The 24,480-nt window shown below is 60.7% G+C and carries 21 protein-coding genes; 12 read left to right on the forward strand and 9 right to left on the reverse strand.

The genetic code is table 11. The features are described 5' to 3' along the window. Positions 1–140: 140 nt before the first annotated feature. From ACIP1X_RS14465 to ACIP1X_RS14475, 3 genes are read right to left on the reverse strand one after another with little or no spacing between them, the layout of a single operon-like run. Positions 141–2,045, reverse strand: coding sequence for a response regulator (locus ACIP1X_RS14465; RefSeq protein WP_400753038.1), 1,905 nt, complete (start codon positions 2,043–2,045; stop codon positions 141–143). Further along, a complete protein-coding gene (locus tag ACIP1X_RS14470; protein WP_400753041.1) occupies positions 2,045–2,974 on the reverse strand; it encodes an ABC transporter substrate-binding protein in 930 nt (309 codons plus the stop codon). Before ACIP1X_RS14470 ends, ACIP1X_RS14465 begins: the two co-directional genes overlap by 1 nt. Before the next feature lies 1 nt (position 2,975). Then, positions 2,976–5,099, reverse strand: coding sequence for a TonB-dependent receptor plug domain-containing protein (locus ACIP1X_RS14475; protein WP_400753044.1), 2,124 nt, complete (start codon positions 5,097–5,099; stop codon positions 2,976–2,978). Between the two features lie 196 nt (positions 5,100–5,295). On the opposite strand from ACIP1X_RS14475, the gene ACIP1X_RS14480 reads away from it, so the two are divergent. The 5 genes from ACIP1X_RS14480 to ACIP1X_RS14500 all read left to right on the forward strand — a co-directional run bounded on the left by ACIP1X_RS14480 (position 5,296) and on the right by ACIP1X_RS14500 (position 9,437). Further along, a complete protein-coding gene (locus ACIP1X_RS14480) occupies positions 5,296–6,321 on the forward strand; it encodes an NAD(P)H-dependent glycerol-3-phosphate dehydrogenase (RefSeq protein WP_159814978.1) in 1,026 nt (341 codons plus the stop codon). A gap of 21 nt (positions 6,322–6,342) precedes the next feature. Further along, complete coding sequence (locus ACIP1X_RS14485) at positions 6,343–6,690, forward strand: DUF4389 domain-containing protein (protein ID WP_400753047.1); 348 nt, start codon at positions 6,343–6,345, stop codon at positions 6,688–6,690. Then, positions 6,687–7,139 (forward strand): phosphohistidine phosphatase SixA, encoded by a 453-nt coding sequence (sixA, locus tag ACIP1X_RS14490; protein ID WP_400753050.1) that lies wholly within the window; start codon positions 6,687–6,689, stop codon positions 7,137–7,139. The genes ACIP1X_RS14485 and sixA overlap by 4 nt, the downstream gene beginning before the upstream one ends. A 167-nt stretch (positions 7,140–7,306) precedes the next feature. Then, positions 7,307–8,962 (forward strand): AMP-binding protein, encoded by a 1,656-nt coding sequence (locus ACIP1X_RS14495; RefSeq protein WP_400753053.1) that lies wholly within the window; start codon positions 7,307–7,309, stop codon positions 8,960–8,962. Between the two features lie 31 nt (positions 8,963–8,993). Next, positions 8,994–9,437 carry a hotdog fold thioesterase gene (locus ACIP1X_RS14500; RefSeq protein WP_053122736.1) on the forward strand — a complete coding sequence of 148 codons (444 nt, stop codon included), beginning with the start codon at positions 8,994–8,996 and terminating at the stop codon, positions 9,435–9,437. A gap of 1 nt (position 9,438) precedes the next feature. Here the strand turns inward: ACIP1X_RS14500 and ACIP1X_RS14505 are convergent, their stop codons facing one another. Further along, positions 9,439–12,447: an RHS repeat-associated core domain-containing protein gene (locus ACIP1X_RS14505; protein WP_400753055.1), complete on the reverse strand. Its 3,009-nt coding sequence runs from the start codon at positions 12,445–12,447 to the stop codon at positions 9,439–9,441. 211 nt (positions 12,448–12,658) lie between these two features. Here ACIP1X_RS14505 and ACIP1X_RS14510 point away from each other — a divergent pair, with 211 nt between their 5' ends. The 4 genes from ACIP1X_RS14510 (at position 12,659) to ACIP1X_RS14525 (ending at position 16,360) form a co-directional block, all read left to right on the forward strand. Then, positions 12,659–13,465, forward strand: a complete 807-nt coding sequence (locus tag ACIP1X_RS14510) for an alpha/beta fold hydrolase (protein WP_053122732.1) — start codon at positions 12,659–12,661, stop codon at positions 13,463–13,465. Beyond that, on the forward strand, positions 13,462–14,316 hold the full coding sequence (locus ACIP1X_RS14515; RefSeq protein WP_400652021.1) for an alpha/beta hydrolase: 855 nt from the start codon (positions 13,462–13,464) through the stop codon (positions 14,314–14,316). The genes ACIP1X_RS14510 and ACIP1X_RS14515 overlap by 4 nt, the downstream gene beginning before the upstream one ends. A gap of 115 nt (positions 14,317–14,431) precedes the next feature. Beyond that, positions 14,432–15,238: a DUF4892 domain-containing protein gene (locus ACIP1X_RS14520; protein WP_159814973.1), complete on the forward strand. Its 807-nt coding sequence runs from the start codon at positions 14,432–14,434 to the stop codon at positions 15,236–15,238. Between the two features lie 69 nt (positions 15,239–15,307). After that, entirely contained in the window at positions 15,308–16,360 is a 1,053-nt protein-coding gene (locus tag ACIP1X_RS14525; protein ID WP_053122726.1) for an AI-2E family transporter, read from the forward strand. Between the two features lie 770 nt (positions 16,361–17,130). Here the strand turns inward: ACIP1X_RS14525 and xopAW are convergent. The 3 genes from xopAW to ACIP1X_RS14540 form a co-directional block, all read right to left on the reverse strand. After that, positions 17,131–17,757 (reverse strand): XopAW family type III secretion system calcium-binding effector, encoded by a 627-nt coding sequence (gene xopAW / locus ACIP1X_RS14530; RefSeq protein WP_400753059.1) that lies wholly within the window; start codon positions 17,755–17,757, stop codon positions 17,131–17,133. A 232-nt stretch (positions 17,758–17,989) separates the two neighbouring features. Next, positions 17,990–19,039: a sensor histidine kinase gene (locus tag ACIP1X_RS14535; protein ID WP_400753061.1), complete on the reverse strand. Its 1,050-nt coding sequence runs from the start codon at positions 19,037–19,039 to the stop codon at positions 17,990–17,992. Next, positions 19,039–19,788: a response regulator gene (locus ACIP1X_RS14540; RefSeq protein ID WP_053122719.1), complete on the reverse strand. Its 750-nt coding sequence runs from the start codon at positions 19,786–19,788 to the stop codon at positions 19,039–19,041. Before ACIP1X_RS14540 ends, ACIP1X_RS14535 begins: the two co-directional genes overlap by 1 nt. A gap of 296 nt (positions 19,789–20,084) precedes the next feature. On the opposite strand from ACIP1X_RS14540, the gene pyrF reads away from it, so the two are divergent. Beyond that, on the forward strand, positions 20,085–20,783 hold the full coding sequence (gene pyrF, locus ACIP1X_RS14545; RefSeq protein WP_172680142.1) for an orotidine-5'-phosphate decarboxylase: 699 nt from the start codon (positions 20,085–20,087) through the stop codon (positions 20,781–20,783). Positions 20,784–20,909: 126 nt separating this feature from the next. Here pyrF and ACIP1X_RS14550 read toward each other — a convergent pair whose 3' ends face one another. Both ACIP1X_RS14550 and ACIP1X_RS14555 read right to left on the reverse strand, forming a co-directional pair. Then, on the reverse strand, positions 20,910–21,914 hold the full coding sequence (locus ACIP1X_RS14550) for an NADP-dependent oxidoreductase (protein WP_400753064.1): 1,005 nt from the start codon (positions 21,912–21,914) through the stop codon (positions 20,910–20,912). Continuing rightward, on the reverse strand, positions 21,911–22,048 hold the full coding sequence (locus ACIP1X_RS14555; RefSeq protein WP_156316174.1) for a hypothetical protein: 138 nt from the start codon (positions 22,046–22,048) through the stop codon (positions 21,911–21,913). The genes ACIP1X_RS14550 and ACIP1X_RS14555 overlap by 4 nt, the downstream gene beginning before the upstream one ends. 105 nt (positions 22,049–22,153) lie before the next feature. On the opposite strand from ACIP1X_RS14555, the gene ACIP1X_RS14560 reads away from it, so the two are divergent. Both ACIP1X_RS14560 and ACIP1X_RS14565 read left to right on the forward strand, forming a co-directional pair. After that, positions 22,154–22,915 carry an SDR family oxidoreductase gene (locus tag ACIP1X_RS14560; RefSeq protein ID WP_053122713.1) on the forward strand — a complete coding sequence of 254 codons (762 nt, stop codon included), beginning with the start codon at positions 22,154–22,156 and terminating at the stop codon, positions 22,913–22,915. A gap of 130 nt (positions 22,916–23,045) precedes the next feature. Further along, positions 23,046–24,422 carry a PLP-dependent aminotransferase family protein gene (locus ACIP1X_RS14565; RefSeq protein ID WP_400753066.1) on the forward strand — a complete coding sequence of 459 codons (1,377 nt, stop codon included), beginning with the start codon at positions 23,046–23,048 and terminating at the stop codon, positions 24,420–24,422. The last annotated feature ends 58 nt before the right edge of the window (positions 24,423–24,480 follow it).

The following is a 24,480-nucleotide window of genomic DNA, read 5'->3' on the forward strand; positions in this document are numbered from 1 at the left end:
GAAAGTCACAGCACCAAGGACATGAATGTACACTTGTGCACTGAAATTTTTAATCAAGCCCCTTTTGAGGCTCGTTCGGGTGCCTAAGACTGCCGCACTTTCGCTTTTCACGCCAGTCGCAGATGGTCGAAAGGCCCACTCTACGACACCCAGCGCTGCAGAATCTGCTGCAGATCATTACGTTTGAACGGCTTCGCCAGATAATCGTTCATACCCGCCTGCAGGCAGGTTTCGCGGTCGCCCTGCAAAGCGTTGGCAGTCAGCGCGATGATCGGCACGTCGGTACGCCCGGGCAGACAGCGAATCTGTCGGGTCGCCTCGTAGCCGTCGATAATCGGCAAGCGGCAATCCATCAGAATCACTTCGAAATCATTTTCTTCGGCACTGCGCACCGCTTGCGCGCCATCGGTGGCCACGCTGACAGTAAAGCCCAGACTGCGCAGCATCGCTTCAATCACCGTTTGATTGACCGGGTTGTCCTCGACCAGCAGCACATTGCGCCCTTCACCGTGGCCGTCGCCATTCAGCGTGCGCGGCGCGGTCAATTGCGGCAACGCCTGCTTCGACAGCGCCAGCGGAATCTCTAGGGTAAACACCGAGCCGCGGCCTTCCTCGCTTTGCGCGCGCAATGTGCCGCCCATGCGCTCGGCCAGCGTTCGGGCGATCGGCAAACCGAGGCCGGTGCCGCCGTAACGCCGTGAAATCGAACTGTCCGCCTGCTGGAACGCGTTGAACATCAGCTCCAGACTCTCCGACGAAATACCGATGCCGCTGTCGCGCACCGAGCAGGTGAACCACAGCAGTTCGTGATCCAGCGACTGCCACTGCGCCTCGATGCTGACCCGGCCCTGTTCGGTGAACTTCAGCGCATTGCCGACCAGGTTGACCAGAATCTGCCGGATCCGCGTCGGATCGCCCTGTACCTGCAAGCCGCGCATGTCCTCGGGAATCCGCAGATTCAACGCCAAACCCCGTTGCACGGCGCTGTGCTGGAAAGACTGCGCGCAGGCACTGATCAACTCGGCGAGGTTGAACGGGATATGTTCCAGCTCCAGCTCTGAGCGTTCGATCCGCGAGAAATCGAGAATATCGTTAATGACTTTCAGTAAGTGTTCGGTGGACTCGGAGGCGAGGGCGGCGTACTCGACCTGCTCCTCGGTCATCTCAGTGGTTTCGAGCAATTGCAGCATGCCGAGCACACCGTTCATGGGCGTGCGCAGTTCATGGCTCATCATCGCCAGAAAGTCGGATTTGGCGTTGTTGGCCTTCTCCGCTTCCTCGCGAGTCTGGATCAACTGCGCCATCGCCTGATGCTGTTCGCGGCTGGCCTGCTCCAGCGCCTGGGCAAGGTTATTGATGTGCTGTGACAGCGCGCCGAGTTCGGTGTCATCGACAATCGGCAGCGGAGTTTTGTACTCGCCCTCCTGAATCGCCTTGACCGCATTGCCGATGTCACGGATCGGCTGGGACAGACTGCCGGCCAGACGCCGCGCCAATACGAAAGTGAAGAGCAGGGCAAACAGCGCGAGAATTCCGGCCTTGAGCAGAATTTCCTGCTGACGCTGATTAAAGGCATCGTTGGACAGACCGACGATCACCCGCCCCAGATAATCCTCGCCGGCCGCCGCGTTATTGGCTTTGGTGTCCTGGAAAAAATCATTGTGCAGAGCGATGCGTTGCAATCGCACCGGCGCCTGAAACACCTCGACCTGATGCGGTTGGCTGTGGGACGCCGCCGGTTGCTCGACGTACACCAGAATCCGGTTGGCGCTGTCCTGTACCTCAAGGAATCGCACATTCGGCGTGGCCAGCGTGGCCCTGAGCAGACTTTCCAACACTTCATTGTTGCCGGAAATCACCCCGTATTCGGTGGCGGGCGCCAGTTGGTTGGCGATCAATTGCCCGGTGTGAGTCAGCTCCTGCCGCAAATCCTGAATGCGCACAAAGGTGAAGAAGCTGATCAGCAACAAGGTCAGCAACAGCGCCGGGCCCAGACTGATCAGCTGAGTGCGGGTGTTGATGTCCCAACGGCGACGGAAACTCATCAGTGGCGCTCTCCTTCAGCCAGCGTTCTGGCGACAGACGCTTCATTCAACGGTTCGATCCCTAAGGAACGCGCCACCTGCGCATTACTTGAGACTTTAAAACGTTCGGGATAGAGCGTTCGCGGCCAGCGCGTGGTGGGCTGGTCGAGCAAATCATCCAGAATCGCCAGCCAGTCGCTCTGGTCGCTGTAACTGCTGGCCAGACTGCCGGCGCGCACAAAAGCGGCATTCGGTCCGATTAGCGCGACGTGCCGCGCGTAGCTGCTGAGCAGCAGGTTCTTCGCGGTTTTCGGGTTGTACAGGTCGGGGTCGTCGAGGCCGAGCAGCACGTCGCTGTTTTTCAGGACTATTTGTAACGGGCGACTGTCGTTGGTGTTATCCCAGCGCTGGCTGAAGATCTGCAGATTCAGCGGCTCGGCAACCAGATTCAGTTCTTTGAGGAGGAATTCGCTGTGCTCATCGAACAGCACGCCGACCCGCTTGGCCTGCGGCAGAATCCGTCGGATCAATTGCAACTGGCGAGCCAGCGGCGGATCGCTCCACAACAGACTCAGATGCATCGGTTGCGCTGTGCCAAAACGTTGCCGCGCTTGCAGACGGCTGATGCGCAGCACCAGCGTCGCCGGGCCTTGGGCATCTTGCAGGCGCCAGTCCAGCGCGGGCAGGTCAAGCAGGATAAGCCGCAGACTAGACGGTAATTTGCCCGGTGCCGGCAGGCTTGCCAGTGGCTGAAAACGCACGTTATCGGTCGGGCGCAATTCGCTCAGCGCTTCGACGAACGCCTGCACACCGGGGCTTTCTTCGTTGCCGGTCAACAGAATGTCGGCGGCTTGCACCCCGACGCCGTGCAGCCACGCGGTCAAAAACAGGCAGAGCCCGGCCAGCCAGTGGCCCAGGGTTGGCGTCTTCCGTGACGTGCCCAATCGCATCCTAGAACTCCAACTCGGCGCTGAAGTACATGACTCGGCGCTCGTCGTAGTTGTTGTCAACGAAAGTGGTCGGCTCATGGTCGAGGCGCTGTTGCAGCACGCCGGCCAGTTGCAACTGCGCCTTGCCCAGCGCGATGCGTTTGGCGATGCGCGTGTCGACCCGTTCGAAGCGGTAGCCGTTGAGGGCGTTGTCGCCGTAATAGAAGAGGGCGCTGTTCCAGCCGTGGCCCCAGTCGCGCAGCCAACCGGCGGAACCACTGTTGCGCGAAGTGAATTGCTGATCGAGTGGATTGCTCGCTTCGGCATCGACGAAGGCATACGTGAAGCGCAGGCGATCGGCCCGGCTCACGCGCCAGTCGAGCTGGGTTTCCGTGCCGCGAAAACGTGAGCTGTTGGCGTTGCTGGCGATGTACTGATTGTTGCGCAACGGCTCGCTGATCATCCCGGTGATTTCGTCGTAGAACAGTTTCACGTCGACGGCCAGACCGAGCTCGGCGAAATAGCCGTTGTAGCCCAACTCGCGCGAGCGCATGTGTTCCTGATCAAGATCGCCCGGGCCACGGGTCTTGACGAAATAACGCGCCGAAGACTGGCCGTAGGCCGAGGGCCGCAGGTTGCTCACCTGATAGCTCCAGTTGACGTTGTTTTCGAACATGTCCGGCGAGCGGATCGCTTCCGAGTACACCGCGCGCAGGCTGTGGCGCGGATTGATCAGGTAGTTGATCGCGAAACGCGGGGTTAGCGAACTGCCGATCAGTTGCGTGTCCTCGAACATCGCGCCGCCCTGCAACAACCAGTGTTCTGTCGCGCGCCATTCCAGTTGGCCGAACGCGCGCCAGGTGGTGTCGTCCAGTGTGCCGTTGAAATAGGTTTCGGAGTCGGCGCGGTCGTAACGATAGTTCATGCCGCTGACCAGACGCAGGCTGTCGGACAGGCTGAGGGTGTCCTGCAATTCGAGGTCGTAGCGCGATTCGCGGGCGCTCTGGTCGATGTCACCGCACAGGGTTCGGCTGGCACCGTTGCGCCATTGATCGAGCACTTGGTTGGCCAGGGCCATTTCCTGCGGCGTACCGGGCGCGGCACCGGGGCCGGTGAACTGGGTGATGTTGCGCGCCAGGCGTTCGGTGTAATTCGGGTTGAGCTGCCACAGTTGCGTCAACTCAGGGCTGAACGACACTTCGGCATCACAGGCGCGCCACGTTTGCTGACGATCCCAGTGTTGCGCCGAAGCTTGTACATAGAGGCTGTGCTCGGGATTGATGTCGAGATTCCAGCGCACCGAACCAGCGTAATCCTTCGCCACCACGTCGGAATTGTTCCCGGCCGCGGTAATCCCCGAGAACACCGGGTGGTAGGTGTAGGGCCGCTGGTTCGTGCCGTCCTTGGCGTTGACCTGCCAGTCGAGGCTCTGGTTATCGCTGAGGGTGTGGCTGACCGCGAGGCTGAAGCGGTTCAAGCGGCGGCTGTCGCGATAGTCGTCGCCACGGCGGTCGCTGTCGAAACCGTCATCTTCCTGACCGGACAACGACAGGCGCAGATCGCCGCCATTCCAACCGGTGCCCTGACTGGCATAGAAATCATTGATGCCGCGCTGGCCACGGGTGATTTTCAGTCGCGTGCCGTGACTGTCCACCGGGTGACGGGTGATGATGTTGACCACCGCCATCAGCGCGTTGGCGCCGTAGCTGACGGTGTTCGGGCCGCGAAAGACTTCGATGCGCTCGATGTCTTCCATGGCCACCGGAATATCGCTCCAGTCCACCGTGGCCAAACCGGCGCGGTACACCGAACGGCCGTCGATCAGCACTTGCATGCGCCGCGCTTCGGTGGCGTTGGTGCCGTGGTAATTGACCGCCGCCTGATTGCCGCTGATGTTGCCGACCATCATTCCCGGCACCAGCCGCAGCAGTTCGCTGATGTCGCGGGCGCCGCTGGCGTTGATCAATTCACTGTCGAGTACGGTCATGCTTCCCGGCACTTCCGCCGGCGTCTGCTTCAAACGCGTGGCGGTCAGCACCTGCGGCAGCGCTTCGCTGTCGATAAACAGGTCGTCTGCCAGCACCACCGGGCTGAATAACAGCGCCAGCAACAGTGACGAACGCGGAGGAGGGGAACCGACGGACACGACACAGCCTTGAAAGCAAAGAATTGGCGCGCATGTTAACCGAGGACAGCGACTTTTCCAGTCACGTTGCGGGCATTTTCCTAGGTTTTATTGGTCTTCTTCCTACAAGTGTCGGTAATTGTTGCGGGGGCTGGCCGCGACCGGGTCGCCCCGTATAATGCCGCCATCGCCACTGGTATGGATTAACGGATTGCATATGACTGAACAGCGCCCGATTGCGGTCCTGGGAGGCGGAAGTTTTGGTACCGCCGTGGCCAATTTACTGGCCGAGAACGGCCATCAAGTCCTGCAATGGATGCGTGACCCCGAACAGGCTGAAGCCATCCGGGTCAATCGCGAAAACCCGCGTTACCTCAAAGGCATCAAGATTCTGCCGGGCGTGACTGCGGTCACCGACCTGCAAGCCACGCTCGACGCCTGTGATTTGTGCTTTGTCGCGCTGCCGTCCAGCGCGCTGCGCACGGTGCTCGCTGCCCACGCCGAGCGCCTCAGCGGCAAGATGCTGGTCAGCCTGACCAAAGGCATCGAAGCGCAGACTTTCAAACTGATGAGCCAGATTCTCGAAGAGATCGCCCCGCAAGCGCGCATCGGCGTGCTGTCCGGGCCGAACCTGGCGCGCGAAATCGCCGAGCACGCGCTGACCGCCACGGTGGTCGCCAGTGAAGACGAAGATCTGTGCAAAGCCGTGCAAGCCGCGCTGCATGGTCGCACCTTCCGCGTTTACGCGAGCGCCGACCGTTTTGGTGTCGAGTTGGGCGGGGCGTTGAAAAACGTCTACGCGATCATCGCCGGCATGGCGGTGGCGCTGGAGATGGGTGAGAACACCAAAAGCATGCTGATCACCCGTGCCCTCGCGGAGATGACCCGGTTTGCGGTGAATCAGGGCGCGAATCCGATGACCTTCCTCGGCCTGGCCGGTGTCGGCGATTTGATCGTCACCTGTTCGTCGCCGAAGAGCCGCAACTATCAGGTCGGTTTCGCCCTCGGTCAGGGTCTGAGCCTTGATGAAGCGGTGTCGCGTCTCGGTGAAGTCGCCGAAGGCGTAAATACGCTGAAAGTGCTCAAGGCCAAGTCGCAGGAAGTCGGCGTGTACATGCCGCTGGTCGCCGGGCTGCACGCGATCCTGTTCGAAGGACGCACGCTGGAGCAGGTCATCGGTCTACTGATGCGCGCCGAGCCGAAAACCGACGTCGACTTTATTTCCACCAGCGGTTTCAACTGAGTGAGCCGGGAGTAGCAAGCCATGAACGATCCGAAAACCGAAGCCAAGTACGAATCCATCCTCCTGCGTGTGCTGTGGATGATCGTTTACGTACTGGTCTGGCAAGTGGCGCAGTTCATCCTTGGCGCGGTGGTGCTGGTGCAACTGATCTATCGTTTGATTTATGGCGCGCCGAGCGCCAGCCTGATGAATATCGGCGACAGCCTGAGCCAGTTTCTGGCGCAGATCGGCCGTTTCGGCAGTTTCCACAGCGACCAGAAACCGTGGCCGTTCGCCGACTGGCCAACGCCGCGTACCCCGGAAGGTGAAGCGCCTCACGCCGTCGCGCCGGCACCGCATCCGGTTCGAGATGAGGAACCCAAACTATGAAACTCTGGGTATTGCGTCACGGTGAAGCGGTGCCTTACGGCTCGTGCCCCGACTCCGAACGGGAGCTGACCGACCACGGTCGCAAAGAAGCCTTGAGCAGCGCTGCCCATTTGATCGGCCAGCCGCTCACGGCGATCTACGCCAGCCCTTATTTGCGAGTGCAGCAGACCGCGCAGATTGTGCGCGAGGCGCTGGGTTTTGAGCCGGAGATTCGTACGGTTGAGTGGCTGACGCCGGAGGTTGATCCGGACAAGGTCACCGATCAATTGGTCTCGGTGAGCAATGTGCTGTTGGTCAGCCACAATCCCTTGGTGGGCAATCTGCTCAGCTATTTGCAGCATGGCGCCGGTTATCCGCCGGAGAAGGTCAGCACTGCCGGGTTGGCCGAGCTGGAAAGCCCTGAGTTGTTGATTGGCTCGATGACCCTTAACAGTCTCAAACATCCTTAAAAGCAAAGATCGCAGCCTTCGGCAGCTCCTACATTGGAATGCATTTCCCTGTAGGAGCTGCCGAAGGCTGCGATCTTTTGATCTTGTTTCTTTTGGTAAAAAATCCAACCAAGCACTTGCTTGGTTGACTACGCTTGCTCCAGACCTAAAAAACAGGAGCGAGTCGCATGTCTGCCGCCTTCCGTTTGCCGCTGGACGTGTTCTACGAACGAGAAGCCCGGCACCCGCGCCAGCGCTTTCTCGTGCAGCCCATCGGTGGCGGGCAAGTCGAGACCCTGAGCTGGGCCGACGTCGGCCATCAGGCCCGATGCGCCGCGCATTGGCTGCGTGCTCGCGAGTTGCCGCAAGGCAGCCACATCGCCCTGATCTCGAAAAATTGCGCGCACTGGATCATCGCCGACCTCGCGATCTGGATGGCCGGTCATGTTTCGGTGCCGCTCTATCCCAATCTCACCGCGGATTCCGTCGCGCAGGTGCTCAACCATTCGGAAAGCGTGCTGGCGTTTATCGGCAAACTCGATGACTGGCCGAGCATGTCCAAAGGCGTGCCGGATGATTTGCCGACCATCAGCCTGCCGCTGCACCCGCCTGGCGACTTTGATTTCAGCTGGGCTGACTTGCAGCGCAGCTCACCGATTCAGGACGATCCGCGTCCCGCCGCCGAGCAACTGGCGACGATCATCTACACCTCCGGCACCACCGGCCTGCCCAAAGGCGTGATGCACAGTTTTGCCAATCTCGGTTTCGCCACGACGCGCGGCACGCAGCTGTTCGGGCTCAACGAGACTGACCGGCTGTTGTCGTACCTGCCGCTGTGTCATGTTGCCGAACGGATGTTTGTGGAGTTGGCGTCGATCTACACCGGGCAAACCGTGTTCTTCGCCGAAAGCCTCGACACCTTCATTACCGACTTGCAACGCGCACGGCCCACCGCGATGTTCGGCGTGCCGCGTATCTGGACGAAATTCCAGATGGGCGTGTACAGCAAGATCCCGGCGAAGCGTCTGGATTTCCTCCTCGACCTGCCGTTCATTGGCAAACGCGTCGGCCACAAAGTGCTCGCGGGGCTGGGGCTGGATGCCTTGCGCGTGGCGTTGTCCGGCGCGGCGCCGGTGCCGCAGACCTTGCTCACCTGGTATCAGAAACTCGGCCTCGATGTACTCGAGGTTTATGGCATGACCGAGAGTTGCGGTTATTCGCACATCTGCCTGCCGGGGCAATACAAACAGGGCTGGATCGGCAAACCGTGCCCGGATGTCGAGGTGCGCATCGATGAAACCGGCGAAGTGCTGGTGCGCAGTCAGGCGACCATGCTCGGCTATTTCAAGGATCCCCAGAAAACCGCTGAAACGCTCACCGAGGATGGCTTCCTGCGCACCGGCGACAAGGGCGAACAGGATGCCGAAGGGCGCTTGCGCCTGACCGGGCGGCTGAAGGAAATCTTCAAAACCAGCAAGGGCAAATACGTCGCCCCGGCGCCGATCGAAAATCGCCTGGCAGTGCATTCGCGCATCGAACAGGTCTGTGTGGTCGGCGATGGTTTGAGTGCGCCGCTGGGCTTGTGCGTGCTGTCGACGGTCAATCAGGAGGAGGGGCGGGCGAGTCTGCGTTCCAGCCTGGAAAAACTGCTGGAAGAGGTCAACGCCGTGCTCGACAAACACGAACGCCTGCGCCGTCTGGTAGTGGTCAAGGACAGTTGGGCGGTGGAAAACGGTTTTCTCACGCCGACCTTGAAGATCAAACGCAACGTCATCGAAGACACTTACGGCGCGCGCTTTGAAGAATGGAGCGAGCGCAGCGAGGCGGTGCTGTGGCAGGATTGAGCGACGACTAAAACAACAAAGGAAGTCTGCGATGAGCTTGTGGCGTACCACTCCGAACATCGAGCAGTTGAACGCGATCCAGAAAAACACCATCGGCGAAGTGCTGGACATTCGCTTTGAATCTTTCGACGAAGAGTCGCTGACCGCGAGCATGGTCATCGACCATCGCACCCATCAACCGTACGGTCTGCTGCACGGCGGCGCATCGGTGGTGCTGGCGGAAAGCGTCGGTTCGATGGCCAGTTATCTGTGCATCGATGCCAGCAAGTTTTATTGCGTGGGGCTGGAGATCAACGCCAACCATTTGCGTGGTTTGCGCAGCGGTCGGGTGACGGCGGTTGCCAAGCCGATTCATATCGGCCGCACCACGCATGTCTGGGATATTCGGTTGACCAGCGATGAAGGCAAGGCCAGTTGTGTGTCGCGGCTGACCATGGCGGTGGTGCCGTTGGGGCAGACGCCGCCTGCGCAGTGAGTCAATGGCTGGATTGGCTTCGCCGAGAGCCAAAGGATCGCATGGGCAGGTCAACCGCATGCGGTGTCTCCGGATGATAACTATCAGGTGTGGCATTTCTCCACTCTCTGTTGGGAGGCGTGAATCGATCCAGAACGAAGTCCGCGTCCCCGGCTATTTGGAGTAACTCGTAAGCGCCCAGCTCTACATGTTGCCCAAGGTAGGTGCGGGCTTCGCTGGGCGTTGCCAGGCTGGTGACCGCGGCGTTTCTCAGGTTGATATCGTCGATGGCTGCTGTAGCGGAGGCCGTGCCCAATGCGAGCGAGGCGGTCAAAGTAGACCCGGCCGTGCGTGTCGTGACGCCGTATAACATCTCCCCGAACTTCGGCATGGAGAGCTGGTTTTTCTCCGGACTTTGGTACGCGCCACCTCGAAAGGCGTTAATCGTGGTGATGGACACGCCATCAAGACCTTCGACGCCAGCCCCGGCAACCACGCCCGCGATTGCGGATAACTCTGCTCGTACGAGGCCAGTGCTAAACAGCAGGCCGCCGTAAGCGGCGGTACGCGCCGCCGTGGTGATGGCGGAAGGTGCAACCGTGACGCTGGGGCCAACATCGGCCAGCATCCGCTGCCCGGCTTCTCTTGTCAGATTCCCGGGGGCGCTGGCTAGCAGACTGATGGCCGTGACGTTCAACGCTTCACGGTTGGCGAGATAGGCATAAACGGGGGCGGCGGCTCCGAGGGCGGCGCCCGTCAGAGCCAATGCGCCAGCCATGATTTTTTGTGTCGTGCGACTGTAATTACGGCTGCTGGCAATCCGGCTACCAGTTCCCAATCCCATCGATCCTCCGGCAGCGGCACCGACAATCGCGCCTGCGATGGTCAATCCCAGATTGACACCGGCATCCGGGGGCGAGTCCGTATCGCCCGAGGCCCATTGCTCCAATCCTGCGGCGGCAAAATATTTCACCGAACCGCCGGCCAGTGCGCTCGCGCCATCTCGGGCAAACGTTGCGAGCGCCGCGCTGGCGCCTTCTTTCACCGTGACCAGCCCCTGAAAATCGACATTGCCGACCGGATTGCCATGCACCATGGCAAACAGATTCAGGCCGTCTGCAGTGCCCAGCGGATCAGCATTGAGCCAGCGCTGCAGCCATGGCGCGTAGTAACGAAAACCGTAGTAATACAAACCCGTGGCGTCACGCTCTTTGCCCGAATAGCGCAGGGTTTTGTAACTGGCTTGGACCTGACTGCGCCCGGCCCACCAACAGGTTTCGCCGTAGGGGTAATAGTCCTCCCGCGAAATCAGTTGTGCCTGTGCGTCCAGCTCCACGGTGCTGGAATTCAGGTGGTCGCTGAAGCTGTAGCGTTGCTGATCCTGCACCATGCCCGCCGGCAGGCCTTTCGCCCAATGCAACACCTGGAGGGTGGCGCGTGCGGCCTTGATCGAGATGACGTGGACAATCTGGTCTGGCTCAGTGCGAATCTCCAGACCGGGCAAGTAACGGGTTTCACTGTCGCGCGTCAGCGTGCCGGTGAAACGCTGAGTGATTTTGCGCTGACGCTGGCCACCACCGTCATACACATAGAACTCGATGTCATCTGGCTCATCGGCACGGACGATCTGGCTAACCTGCCGTAATTCATTACGCCGATCCCATTGCAGATCGTGTCCATGCTGCAAAAGCAGGCGATTGCCGCTGGCGTCGTACCTCGCAGCAATTTCGCCTTCATCCGGCAACTGGCCGTCAGGTTTTTCCGCCAGGCTACGATTGCTGGAGTGAGCGACGGCGGTGCGTTCGGTGCGGTTGCCGCTGGCGGCGCGGTGTTCCATGCGCAGTAAATTACCGGCGCAATCGTAGGTGTAGGTACGCGTGTAGTTTTCCAGTTGTGCCGGATCGGCAGGCGAGGAAAACTCCGGTAACTGTGGGCCGCCAGTGGCGTTACGGATCTGCCGGCCACTGGCCTCAATCAAGCGCGAGAGACTGTCGTAGCGATAGCGACAGGTCGCTTCGGTGCGCTGGTTGCGGTGAAAGTGAGCGGGCGCTGCGTGATCGGCGATGCGGGTGATGTTACCGCTCGCGTCATATTCGTACGTCAGATCCTGCACCGTCTGGCCATCATTTGTCTGACTGAGCAGATGCTGCAGGCGACCGTCATCAGCGCCGAACCGTGCTCGAGACACCACGCCGTTCCCTGCACGTTGATGTTCCAGATGGCCTTCGGCGTTGTACTGAATATCGCTGGCTATCGTCTGGCTCTGCGGGTTGGCTGCCAGCGTCAGATGGATCTCGCGTAACTGACCGACGCGATCCTGCAACAGTGTTTGCCGATTGCCCAGCGCATCGGTCTGGCTGATCAACTCCCCCATGGCGTTGTAGATGCAGAACGTCGTTGCGGGGTCTCCTTCCAGAAAGTGATCGCGCTCGGCGCGCGTTTCCGGCCAGTTCACCGCCCAGACGGGGTCAGCGCAGAAGGCACGACCGCATTGCAATGGCAGGCCAGTCAGACTGAATTGCGCAAAAAGCAGGGTGCCTGCCGTATCGTCGTGCCGAATCAATCGGCCGCGACGGTTATGGACGATTTCCGTCGATTCATCGCCATAGGTGAAACGCTCCGTGCAGTGTTCAGGCTCGCTCTCTGCGTGCTCGAATATCGCGCTCGGGCGGCGCAGCGAATCGAGGCCCGTGCGTCGGTGGTTGCGTTTCTGATCCCAGCCTTCAAGGCTGAAACCGTCCGCTGCGATCAGGCTCAAGCGCCAGCCAGCGTCGGTGTTTTCACTTAACAGCGGCGATCCCGAGAGGCTGAACACGTTGCTCTGATTCGCCGGGGCCGAAGGATCGAGCTGATGACGGAGGAACAGTCTCGGATCGCGGCTCTGGAGCGCGCGTCCTGATGCATCGTAAATCTGTTGAGTGACGTAGCTTTCAATTGCCGCACTCGCGTCGCGGTGATGATAGGCCACGCTGCGCACGGGCAGCCCCCTCGGATCGCGCGCTTGAATGGCCGGCGTGTTCGCGTGAGTCATGAGCAGCCAGCGCCAGACAAAGGGGGGTAGGTTTTTATCGGCCTCAGCAGGGCGCCTGTCAACTGACAGAACTGACAGTTGACAAGTGCCACAACGGCGCCTGCCATAGCCGTGGCGCGACTGTCATCATTCCTGGCAGTTACGGTCATTGCTGTCGCGCGCCGTCTTGCGGACAATCAACGCCACGTTTCCCGCTCATGGATGTACCGGTATGTCGCAACCCATCTTTTTCGCCCACGCCAACGGCTTCCCTTCGGGCACCTATGGCAAGTTGTTCGCGGCGCTGGCGCCCGAATACCGGGTCGCGCATCTCGAGCAGCATGCCCATGACCCGCGTTTTCCGGCGGATGACAACTGGTACAACCTGGTTGATGAGCTGATCCATCATTTACAGCAGCAGGATCAACCGGTGTGGGGCGTTGGCCATTCGTTTGGCGGCGTGTTGCATCTGCACGCGGCGCTGCGTTGCCCGGAGTTGTATCGCGGCGTGGTGATGCTCGATTCGCCGGTGCTCACGCGCACCGATCAGTGGGTGATTCGTGCGGCCAAGCGTTTTGGCTTCATCGACAAACTGACCCCCGCCGGTCGCACCTTGGGCCGCCGCGAAGAGTTCGCCGACCTCGACAGTGCGCGCAGCTATTTTGCTGGCAAAAGCCTGTTTCGTGGCTTTGATCCGGAATGTTTCGACGCTTATCTGCAACACGGTTTGCACAAGGTCGGCGACAAGCTGCGCTTGCGCTTCGACCCCGCCACTGAAATCAGCATCTACCGCGGCGTGCCGCACACCAGCCCTGGCCGCACCGGGCAATTGCAAGTGCCGCTGGCGGTGGTGCGCGGGCACAAAAGTCGCGTGGTCATGCGTCATCACACGCGTTTTGTGTCGCGGCTGGCGCAAGGCGAAGCGCTGAGCATGCCCGGCGGCCACATGTTTCCCCTTGAGCGCCCGCAGGACACCGCGCGGCTGCTGAAGACTCTGTTCACGCGCTGGGAAAACCGTCAGGACAAGGATTGCGCATGAGCCCGACTTTCGAAGAAGTGCGCCTGAGCCTGCCGCATATCGAACTGGCGGCGCATTTGTTCGGCCCCGAGGACGGTCTGCCGGTGATCGCCCTGCATGGCTGGCTCGACAACGCCAATAGCTTCGCGCGGCTGGCACCGAAGCTCAAAGGCTTGCGCATCATTGCACTGGACATGGCCGGGCACGGCCATTCCGGGCATCGTCCGAACGGCGCCGGTTACGCGCTGTGGGACTACGCCCATGACGTGCTGCAAGTCGCCGAGCAACTGGGCTGGAAGCGTTTCGGTCTGCTCGGGCATTCGATGGGCGCGATTGTTTCGCTGGTGCTGGCGGGTGCGTTGCCGGAACGCATCACCCATCTGGCGCTGATCGACGGCGTGATTCCTCCTACAGACAAAGGCGAAAATGCCGCCGAGCGCATGGGCATGGCCCTGCAAGCGCAACTGGATCTGCGCGAGAAGCGCAAACCGGTTTACAACACCCTCGACCGTGCGATCGAGGCACGGATGAAAGGGTTGGTGGCGGTCAGTCGTGAGGCGGCCGAACTCTTGGCCCAGCGTGGTTTGATGCCGGTGCCGGGCGGTTACACCTGGCGCACCGATAATCGCCTGACCTTGCCGTCGCCGTTGCGTCTGACCCAGGAACAGGCGATGGCTTTCGTCGCGCGCATCAGTTGCCCGGCGCAACTGGTCGTCGCGGCCGACGGCATGCTGGCGAAACATCCAGAGCTGCTGGAACGTCTACCCTTTAGCCGGGAACAGCTGCCGGGTGGCCACCATTTGCACCTGAACGATGAGGCCGGTGCCGACCTTGTCGCAGACTGTTTCAATCGGTTCTTCGCCATTCCTTGACTTGCTGCGGGCAACTGTCGAGGCTGGGCGGGTTGAAATGGGAGACAACCACGATGGATTTCTATACCGCTGCGACCTCGAATCACACAGTCATGCCGATCCGATGAGCCTGACTATGCGGTCACTCAGTCTGTTGGCGCTGTGCTGTTTCAGTACCTTTTCATTCGCCGCCGATGTGCCCGGCAGTCAGGATCTGCAGATCGTGCCGCGCCTGGCCGATGCGCAGATTGTCGACTATCGCCCTCCGGTGGAGCTGGAGCGCATCTACCCGATGGGCTCGATCCGCAAGATCAGCGGCCAGTTGCGCTTTGACGGCCAGGTCACCGCCCGAGGCCAAACCACGGCGGTGACCTATGAGTTGCCACCCGAACATTCCGCCACCGAAGCCTTCACCGCTGCCCGCGAAGCCCTGCAAAAGCAGGACGCCGAGTTGCTGTTCTGGTGTCAGGCGCGTGATTGTGGCGAGAGCAGCCTGTGGGCCAACGAGGTGTTCGGCAACTCCAAGCTTTATGGCGCTGATGAACAGCAGGCGTACTTGCTGTTGAGGCTGGCAGCTCCGCGCGACAACACGCTGGTGGCGCTGTACAGCATCACTCGCGGCAATCGCAAAGCCTATCTGCACGTTGAACAGTTCGAAGCAGTCGCGCCGCTGGGAGAGTTGTTGCCAACCTCGGCGACCTTGTTGCGTCAATTGAAAAGCACCGGTGAGCTGGATTTCCCGAACCGCGTGGATGCTCCGGATGACGCTTGGCTGCGGCTGATTTCCCGTGGCTTGAATCTCGACACGACGTTACGCGTGACGGTGTCCGGACCCAAGGCCGAGGCGTGGCGTCAGGCGTTGATCAATCAGGGCGTACGTGCAGCGCGTATGGAGACCGGCAGCGTCGACGGCGTTGGCCTGCGCATTGATCTGTTGCGATAAGCTGTATCGGGCGAGCGCGCGCGGCGTGTTCGCCTACTCTTGGCCTGACTGACTTTTTCGGAATCTTACATGCTCAATAACGATCGCCTGCTGGTGCAGATCCTCCTGCTGGTGTTGTTTGGCGCCAGCCTGTGGGTGATGGCGCCATTCTGGTCGGCGCTGTTCTGGGGCGCGGTGCTGGCCTTCGCCAGTTGGCCGCTGATGCGCCTGCTGACCCGCTGGCTCAATGGCCGGGAATCGCTGGCGGCAGCCATTTTGACGCTGGGCTGGATGTTGCTGGTGGCGGCGCCGCTGGTTTGGCTGGGGTTCAATCTGGCGGATCATGTGCGCGATGCCACGGGTTTCATCAAGGACGTGCAGGTCGACGGTTTGCCGGAAGCGCCGGTGTGGCTGGGGACTGTGCCGTTGGTGGGCGAGCGTCTGGTCGGCATCTGGGACAGTATCGATCAGCAGGGCGCGGCGCTGATGGTGTCGATCAAGCCTTATCTGGGGCAGGTCGGTAACTGGTTGCTGGCGCGCAGTGCGCAGATCGGTGGCGGCATTCTTGAGCTGACGCTGAGTATTGTGTTTGTGTTCTTTTTCTACCGTGACGGGCCGCGGCTGGCGGCGTTTGTTCATGGTTTGCTGGAGCGGTTGATTGGTGATCGCGCCGGGTATTACATCGAGCTGGTGGCTGGTACGGTGCAGCGGGTGGTCAACGGGGTGATCGGCACGGCAGCGGCGCAGGCGGTTCTGGCGTTGATCGGGTTTTTGATTGCCGGGGTGCCGGGGGCGCTGGTGCTGGGGATTGTGACGTTCCTGCTCAGTCTGATTCCGATGGGGCCGCCGTTGGTGTGGGTGCCGGCGACGGCCTGGCTGGCGTGGAAGGGTGAGTATGGGATGGCGGTGTTCCTCGGGATTTGGGGGACGTTTGTCATCAGTGGCGTGGATAACGTGCTCAAGCCGTATTTGATCAGCCGCGGGGGGAATTTGCCGTTGGTGATTGTGTTGCTTGGGGTGTTTGGCGGGTTGATTGCGTTTGGGTTTATCGGGTTGTTTATTGGGCCTACGTTGTTGGCGGTGGCTTACAGTTTGTTGACGGATTGGAGTAAGAGTCAGGGGCGGGTTGAGGATCGGCGCTGAGTTGTTTGGGCATATCCGTTGCTGCGGGTGTGGCTGATTATGGTTTCGCCCTTACGGCGAGTCACCTTTTCCAAACGCCGAAAAGGTAACCGAAAAGGCTTTGCCCTGACGTTCGGCCCTCGCTGGGGCTCGGGTTCCTTCGCTCCGGGATTGATCCGGGGTTCATCGCCTACGGTTTGCTTCGCTGCACCTCCTCTCGATGTGTTTGGCTGCGCCAAACGGTCGCTGCGCTCCCACCCCGGATCAAACCCTCCACTCAGCCTGCCGACGGGCTCCGAGATCAAAATCAAAAGCTTTGTCGAGCTTGCGCTCATCCTGTGTAGGAGCTGCCGAAGGCTGCGATCTTTTGATCTTCGTTGGATTCGCCCCTCACCCCAGCCCTCTCCCGAAGGAGAGGGGGCCGATTGGTGGGCTTTTCAAAACTTGAGTTCAACTCGATATCCCACGTCGGCGTACTTCTACCAAACCACTCGATCAGTCCCCTCTCCCTCCGGGAGAGGGCTAGGGTGAGGGGCTCTTGATTCAGCTCTTCAAACTCGAGTTCAACTCGGTATCGTCGGCGTATCTCTCCGAATCCACGCGGTCAGTCCCCTCTCCCTCCGGGAGAGGGCTACGGTGAGGGGCTTTTGATTCAGCTCTTCAAACTCGAGTTCAACTCGGTATCCCACGTCGGCGTATCTCTCCGAATCCTCGCAGTCAGTCCCCTCTCCCTCCGGGAGAGGGCTAGGGTGAGGGGCTTTTGATTTTGCGCTGTAGATTACGTCGCAGGCTCAAGTCGCCACGTTCAAGTACTTGCCCACCGGCGCCGCGTTATCGAGCGAGTATTGCTTGCTCAAATTGGCAATCATGCGATTCAGCGCTTCTGTCGTGCTTTGAGTCGAAGCCGTCTGTTCTTCATCCGGGCGTTCGCGTCCAGCCTGTAAAGCGGCTTTCAGTTCATCACTGCTTACGCCGCCACTGCTGTCGCTATCGAGTACTTGGAGCAGGGCGGCGCTGGTGTCGGTGTTGCTCGTTGAGGTGCTGTCGCTGGTTTGCAACGCGCTGCTCAGTTCGGTGGCGGTGACGCTGCCGTCGCCATCGGCATCGAGTTGGCTGAACAGTTCGTCGCTGTTCATTTGTGGCGGTGGCGGTGGCGGGGGTGGCGTCAGGCTGGCGGTGAGTTCGTCCTGGCTGACGGTGCCGTCCTTGTTTTTGTCCAGGGCGGAGAAGATTTCGCTGCTGTCGGCGGTGCTGCCGGCGCTGGTCAGGCCGCTGCTGAGTTCATCGCTGTTGATGGTGCCGTCGCCGTTGCTGTCGAGTTTGGCGAACAGTTCTTTTTGCAGTTCCTGACTGCGGGCGTTCCGTGTGGTGTTGCTGGTGCTGATATAGCTCGTGTAGTTGCTGACGCTACCGATCATTGGACTCACTCCCTGGAATGAAAACCGGTGGGTGTACCGGCTTATGCAGCGTCGGGGCGCAAGTTGTCGGGGGTATGTGGGGTTTGTACCGGGTGGTACACAGATCAAAAAAACACGACAAAACCCTGTGGGAGCGGGCTTGCTCGCGAATGCGGTGGGTCAGTCAAATCATTGCTGGCTGACACGCCGCTTTCGCGAGCAGGCTCACTCCTACAAGGGGATGGTGGTGTTTTCAGGGGCGGGGCAGGCGGATGATGGCGGTGAGGCCGCCGCCCGGGGTTTCTTCCAGATTCAGCTGTCCGCCCAGACGCTGCGCGGCTTCGCGGGCGATGGTCATGCCGAGGCCGACGCCGCCGGAGTTGCGGTTGCGTGAGCCTTCCAGTCGGTAGAACGGTTCAAACACCGCTTCACGTTTGTCGGCGGCGATGCCCGGGCCGTGGTCGATCACGTGAATCAGCAGTTGTTCACGCTGATCCTGCAGTTCGATCCGCGCCTGCCCCGCATAGCGCAGCGCGTTGTCCATCAGGTTGTTAAGGCACGAGCGCAGCGCCATCGGTTGCACCGGCAGCGGTGCGCAATGGCCGCTGACCTGCACGTCGGCGCCCTGATCCTGGGCGTTTTCGCACAACGATTCGACCAGCGCCTGCACGTCCATCAGTTGCAGGGCTTCGCTGGTGCGCTGTTCGTGCAGGTAGGTGAGGGTGGCGTCGAGCATGCCGATCATGTCGTCCAGATCCTGACGCATCTGGCCTTGCAGCTTTTCATCGCTGATGTTTTCCAGACGCAGTTTCAGGCGTGACAGCGGCGTGCGCAGGTCGTGGGAGACGGCGCCGAGCATGCGCGCGCGTTGCTGCACCTGTTCGCGGATGCGCTGTTGCATCAGGTTGAAGGTGTGCGCCGCTTGCCGGGCTTCTTTCGGGCCTGATTCGTCGAGCGGCGGGCTGTCGAGGTTTTCGCTGAGGCGCTCGGCGGCGTCGCTCAGGCGCTGGATCGGTCGGGTCAGCAGTTTGGCGCCGTACCATGCGGCGATCATCAGCGAGATGAACTGAAACGTCAGCGGCACCAACGGCCCGCCAAACCATGGGCGCGGTGGACGCGGTTCGAAGCGCGGATCCATCGGCGGACGCTGGCCGTCGACGCCCTCGGAAAGTTCCGGCGGTGGCGGCGGCGGAGGCGGGCCGTAGTGGTGGAACCAGGCAAACGCCAGCAAGTGCGCCAGGACAATCGCCACGAACAGCATGCCAAACAGGCGGCCGAACAGCGTGTCGAAGCGCGCTCGCATCAGCCGATGTCCCGCGCGTCGAACAGGTAACCCTCACCGCGCACGGTTTTGATCAATTGCGGGGCTTTCGGATCGTCGCCGAGTTTTTGTCGCAAGCGCGACACCAGCAAATCGATGCTGCGGTCGAACGCTTCGATCGAGCGACCGCGCGCGGCGTCGAGCAATTGTTCGCGGCTGAGCACCCGGCGCGGGCGTTCGATAAACACCCAGAGCAAGCGGAATTCGGCGTTGGACAGCGGCACCACGAGGCCATCGTCGGCGATCAACTGGCGCAGGACGCTGTTCAGGCGCCAGTTGTCGAAGCGAATATTCGCACGCTGTTCGGTACGGTCGTCGCGCACGCGGCGCAGAATCGTCTGAATGCGCGCCACCAGTTCGCGCGGTTCGAACGGCTTGGCCATGTAGTCATCGGCGCCGAGTTCGAGGCCGATGATGCGGTCGGTCGGCTCGCAGCGCGCGGTGAGCATCAGGATCGGGATGTCCGATTCGCTGCGCAGCCAGCGGCACAGCGACAAACCGTCTTCGCCGGGCAGCATCAGGTCGAGCACCACCACGTCGAAATGTTCGGCCTGCATCGCCAAACGCATCGCCGCGCCATCGGTCACACCGCTGGCGTGGATGTTGAAACGCGCAAGGTAGTCGATCATCAGCTCGCGGATCGGCACATCGTCGTCGACGATCAGCGCGCGAATGCTCCAGCGTTTGTCGTCTTTGGGCTCATCAGTCGCGGTCATTTGGGTGTTGTGCATGAGGCTGTTCGTCTGCCAGGTAGGCCGCCAACCACAAAGATGGGCTGCGAGGTAGTGGTTTCAGCATAGGCGTCCGGCCGTGAGGCGGGAAGTGCTGATGTAAGGACGTGTTGCGGCTGGCGAGGCTAGCGCGGGTGCTTGTTGCTGGCGTGTCGGCTGTGTATCGGAGTCGACACAATAGCAGCGAGCGCTATGCTGATCACGGTTGGCGCAACGATTTACCGATCATCGGGTGCCGCGCCGCCGCCGGTTCCGCTACAATGCGCGCCGATTTCGTCCTGCCTGAGAGCCCATTCATGTCCGCCTGCCAGACTCCTATCATCGTCGCCCTGGATTTTCCCACCCGTGACGCCGCACTGAAGCTGGCCGACCAGTTGGACCCGAAACTGTGCCGGGTCAAAGTGGGCAAGGAATTGTTCACCAGTTGCGCCGCGGAAATCGTCGGCACCCTGCGTGACAAGGGTTTTGAGGTATTCCTCGACCTGAAATTCCACGACATTCCCAACACCACCGCGATGGCCGTAAAAGCCGCTGCCGAGATGGGGGTGTGGATGGTCAACGTGCATTGTTCCGGCGGTATGCGCATGATGGCTGCTTGCCGTGAAGTGCTCGACAAGCGCACGGGCCCGCAACCGTTGCTGATCGGCGTGACCGTGCTGACTTCGATGGAGCGAGAAGATTTGGCCGGTATCGGTCTGGACATCGAGCCGCAAGAGCAAGTGCTGCGTCTGGCTGCACTGGCCGAGAAGGCTGGCATGGACGGTCTGGTGTGCTCGGCGCTGGAAGCCACCGCACTGAAAACTGCGCACCCGTCGCTGCAACTGGTGACCCCGGGGATTCGCCCGGCGGGCAGCGCGCAAGACGATCAGCGCCGCATTCTGACCCCGCGTCAGGCGCTGGATGCCGGTTCCGACTATCTGGTGATTGGCCGTCCGATCAGCCAGGCGGCAGATCCGGCTCAGGCATTGGCTTCGGTTGTAGCCGAAATCGCCTAAGTAATACCGAAGATCCAAATGTGGGAGCGGGCTTGCTCGCGAATGCGGTTTGTCATTCAACATTAATGTCGACTGATACACCGATTTCGCGAGCAAGCCCGCTCCCACATTGGTTTTGTGGTGGGTTTAAACCTTCAACACCAACTTGCCAAAGTTCTCGCCGCTGAACAATTTCATCAGCGTCTCCGGAAAGGTCTCCAGGCCTTCGACGATATCTTCCTTGCTCTTGAGCTGCCCCTTGGCCATCCAGCCGGCCATCTCCTGCGCCGCGCTCGCGTATTGCGCCGCGTAGTCCATCACCACAAAACCTTCCATCCGCGCGCGGTTGACCAGCAGCGACAGGTAATTGGCCGGGCCTTTGACCGCTTCTTTATTGTTGTACTGGCTGATCGCGCCGCAAATCACCACCCGCGCTTTCAGATTCAAACGGCTCAGTACCGCGTCGAGAATGTCACCGCCAACGTTATCGAAATACACGTCCACGCCTTTCGGGCATTCGCGTTTGAGCCCGGCGATCACGTCTTCGTTTTTGTAATCAATGGCGCCGTCGAAACCCAGCTCATCAATGAGGAATTTGCATTTATCGGTGCCACCGGCAATGCCCACCACGCGGCAACCTTTGATCTTGGCGATCTGCCCGGCAATGCTGCCCACCGCGCCGGCCGCGCCGGACAACACCACGGTGTCGCCAGCCTTCGGCGCGCCGACATCCAGCAAAGCGAAGTAAGCGGTCATGCCGGTCATGCCCAGCGCTGACAGATACACCGGCAGCGGGGCCAGTTTCGGATCGACTTTGTAGAAACCTCGTGGCTCGCCGAGGAAATAATCCTGCACGCCAATGGCACCGTTAACGTAGTCGCCGACGGCAAAACCCGGATTGTTCGAGGCGACGACTTTTCCCACGCCCAATGCGCGCATCACTTCACCGATGCCGACCGGCGGGATGTAGGACTTGCCTTCATTCATCCAGCCACGCATGGCCGGGTCGAGGGACAGGTATTCGTTCTTGACCAGAATCTGGCCCGCCGCCGGCTCGCCGACCGGTACTTCCTGATAGGTGAAGGTCTCGCGGGTGGCTGCGCCCACCGGGCGTTTGGCGAGCAGGAACTGGCGATTGGTCTGGTTGGTCATGGCAGGCACTCGAACGGAATGAAGCCTTGTTGATAGACCTTCATGGCCGATGCCGCAAGGTTGGCTGATGCGGCGAATGCACGTCGATCCAGTGCAGTGATGATCACCGGGCCGGTTTTATCACTGCAACGCATGGGTGCCTAAACAGCCACTGGATAGTGCTGACGCCCGGCCAACCGCTGTGGCTATGCTGCAACGCTAAGCATTCCCCCTGCATCTATGCGTTCGAGGACATAACAATGAGCATGACGTTTTCCGGTCAGGTTGTCGTAGTCACAGGCGCGGCCAACGGCATCGGCCGTGCGACCGCCCAGGCATTCGCCGCCGAAGGCTTGAAAGTGGTGGTCGCCGATCTGGATAGCGCAGGGGGCGAGGGCACCGTGGCGCTGATTCGTACAGCCGGCGGCGAAGCGACCTTCGTCCGTTGTAACGTGACCGTCGAGAGCGAAGTGAAAAATCTGATGGACGAGGTGATCAATACCTACGGCCGTCTCGACTATGCCTTCAACAATGCCGGGATCGAAATCGAGAAGGGCAAGCTGGCTGAGGGCTCGATGGACGAGTTCGACGCGATCATCGGCGTCAACGTCAAAGGCGTCTGGCTGTGCATGAAGTATCAGTTGCCATTGCTGCTGGCGCAGGGCGGCGGGGCGATCGTCAACACTGCTTCGGTCGCCGGTCTTGGCGCCGCGCCGAAGATGAGCATTTACGCGGCGTCGAAACACGCAGTGATCGGCCTGACCAAATCGGCGGCCATCGAATATGCGAAGAAGAAAATCCGCGTCAACGCCGTGTGCCCGGCGGTGATCGACACCGACATGTTCCGTCGCGCCTACGAGGCCGACCCGAAGAAAGGCGAGTTTGCCAACGCCATGCACCCGGTCGGCCGCATCGGCAAGGTCGAGGAAATCGCCAGCGCGGTGTTGTACCTGTGCAGCGACGGTGCGGCGTTCACCACCGGTCATTCGCTGGCAGTAGATGGCGGTGTGACCGCGTTCTGAACCTGCTCCCTCACCCAGCAATGTGTATCAAATAGTTAGATCGAGCGCTTTTGTCGGCTTTGTCGCACAGCCTCCTGACGGCGGCTGTGATTTACTGCGGCCAGCAAAACGGACAGGAGTTTGTGCGCTCATGGAATTGAGAATCGACCGACAGGCATTGGTGCCAGTGGTGCAGCAAATCGTTGATGGAATGACGGAGTGGGTCGCGCAGAGTGGCGTCGCGCCCGCCACTCGTTTGCCCTCGGTTCGGCAAATTGCCCGGGGCAACTTGCTCAGCCAGTCCTGTGTGACCGAGGCCTGCGAGCGGCTGGTCGCGCAGGGGATTCTGGCTTCATGCCAAGGCACGGGGTTCATGGTGGCCGCGTCACCCAAAACGCTGTGCGGACAGGGCGAGGGCGAGGCTGGTTGCAGTGGCTTCTACGGCGCTGCTGGCGGATTGAAGCTGGGCGGTGGCGGCTTGCCCGAGAGCTGGCGCGAGTCCGATGACTTGAGCTATGCGATCCGCGAGGTTGCCCGCACGGACATGGCCAGCCTGTTCAACTACAGCAGCGCGGCAGGCCTTCCGGCGCTGCGCGAGCAGATCGTCAAACGCCTGAAAATATTCAATATCGATGCGCCTGCAGAGCAATTGCTCACCACTGCGGGTGCCAGCCATGCACTGGATTTGATCGTGCGCACGCTGTTACAAGCGGGAGATTGCGTGGTCGTGGAAACACCCGGATACGCGCCACTGTTCAATCTGCTGCGCTTGAACGGAGTGAACATGATCGAGGTGCGCCGCACGCCGACCGGGCCTGATCTCGACGCGCTTGAAAGGTTGCTGGGTGAATTTCGCCCGGTGGCGATGTTCATCAACAGTCATCACCACAATCCCACGGGTACCAGCCTGACAGCGGCCGCGGCTCAGCAGGTTTTGTACTTGTGCAGGCTGCATGATGTCCGCCTGATCGAAGACGATGTCTACGCCGACCTACACACTGGCAACGGTACTCGGCTGGCGGCGCTGGATGAACGGGTGATTTACGTCGGCAGTTTTTCGAAAACCCTGAGCAGTTCATTACGGGTCGGTTTCGTCCTCGCCGAACCTGAAGTGATTGCCCGTCTGGCGCAAGTGAAGATGATCAGCAGCATGGGCGCCTCGAGCTTCAGTGAGGCGGTTGTGGCAAGCCTCATGGCCAGCGGCGCTTATCGAAAACTGGTGCAGCGCCAGCGCCAGCGCCTGAATACCGATCGCACCGCCGCATTGCAGTTGCTGGAAGACGCCGATTGGGAGGTGTTCGGCAAGCCTACGGGCGGATTGTTCATTTGGGCGCGGGCCCCGCAGACCGATGATGTTCGGTTGTGCCGCCAGGCTCAGCGCAGTGGTGTGTTGCTGTCGGCGTCCAGTGTGTTCAGTCCGAGTGGCGAAAGTAGCGACTGGCAGCGGATCAATGTGGCGCATGCCTGTGATCCGCGCGCGCGGCAGTTTTTTCGCAACACTTGTGTGGATCGACCTCGAGTGTCCTGAAAACGACGCGGGCGTAGCTTTTTGCCATTATTCCGACGCCAGAGACTTGTGCTGCCTG

Origin of the sequence: Pseudomonas sp. NPDC088885 (assembly GCF_044750025.1) — a bacterium.
In the GTDB taxonomy this organism is placed as follows: Bacteria; Pseudomonadota; Gammaproteobacteria; order Pseudomonadales; family Pseudomonadaceae; genus Aquipseudomonas; species Aquipseudomonas rustica.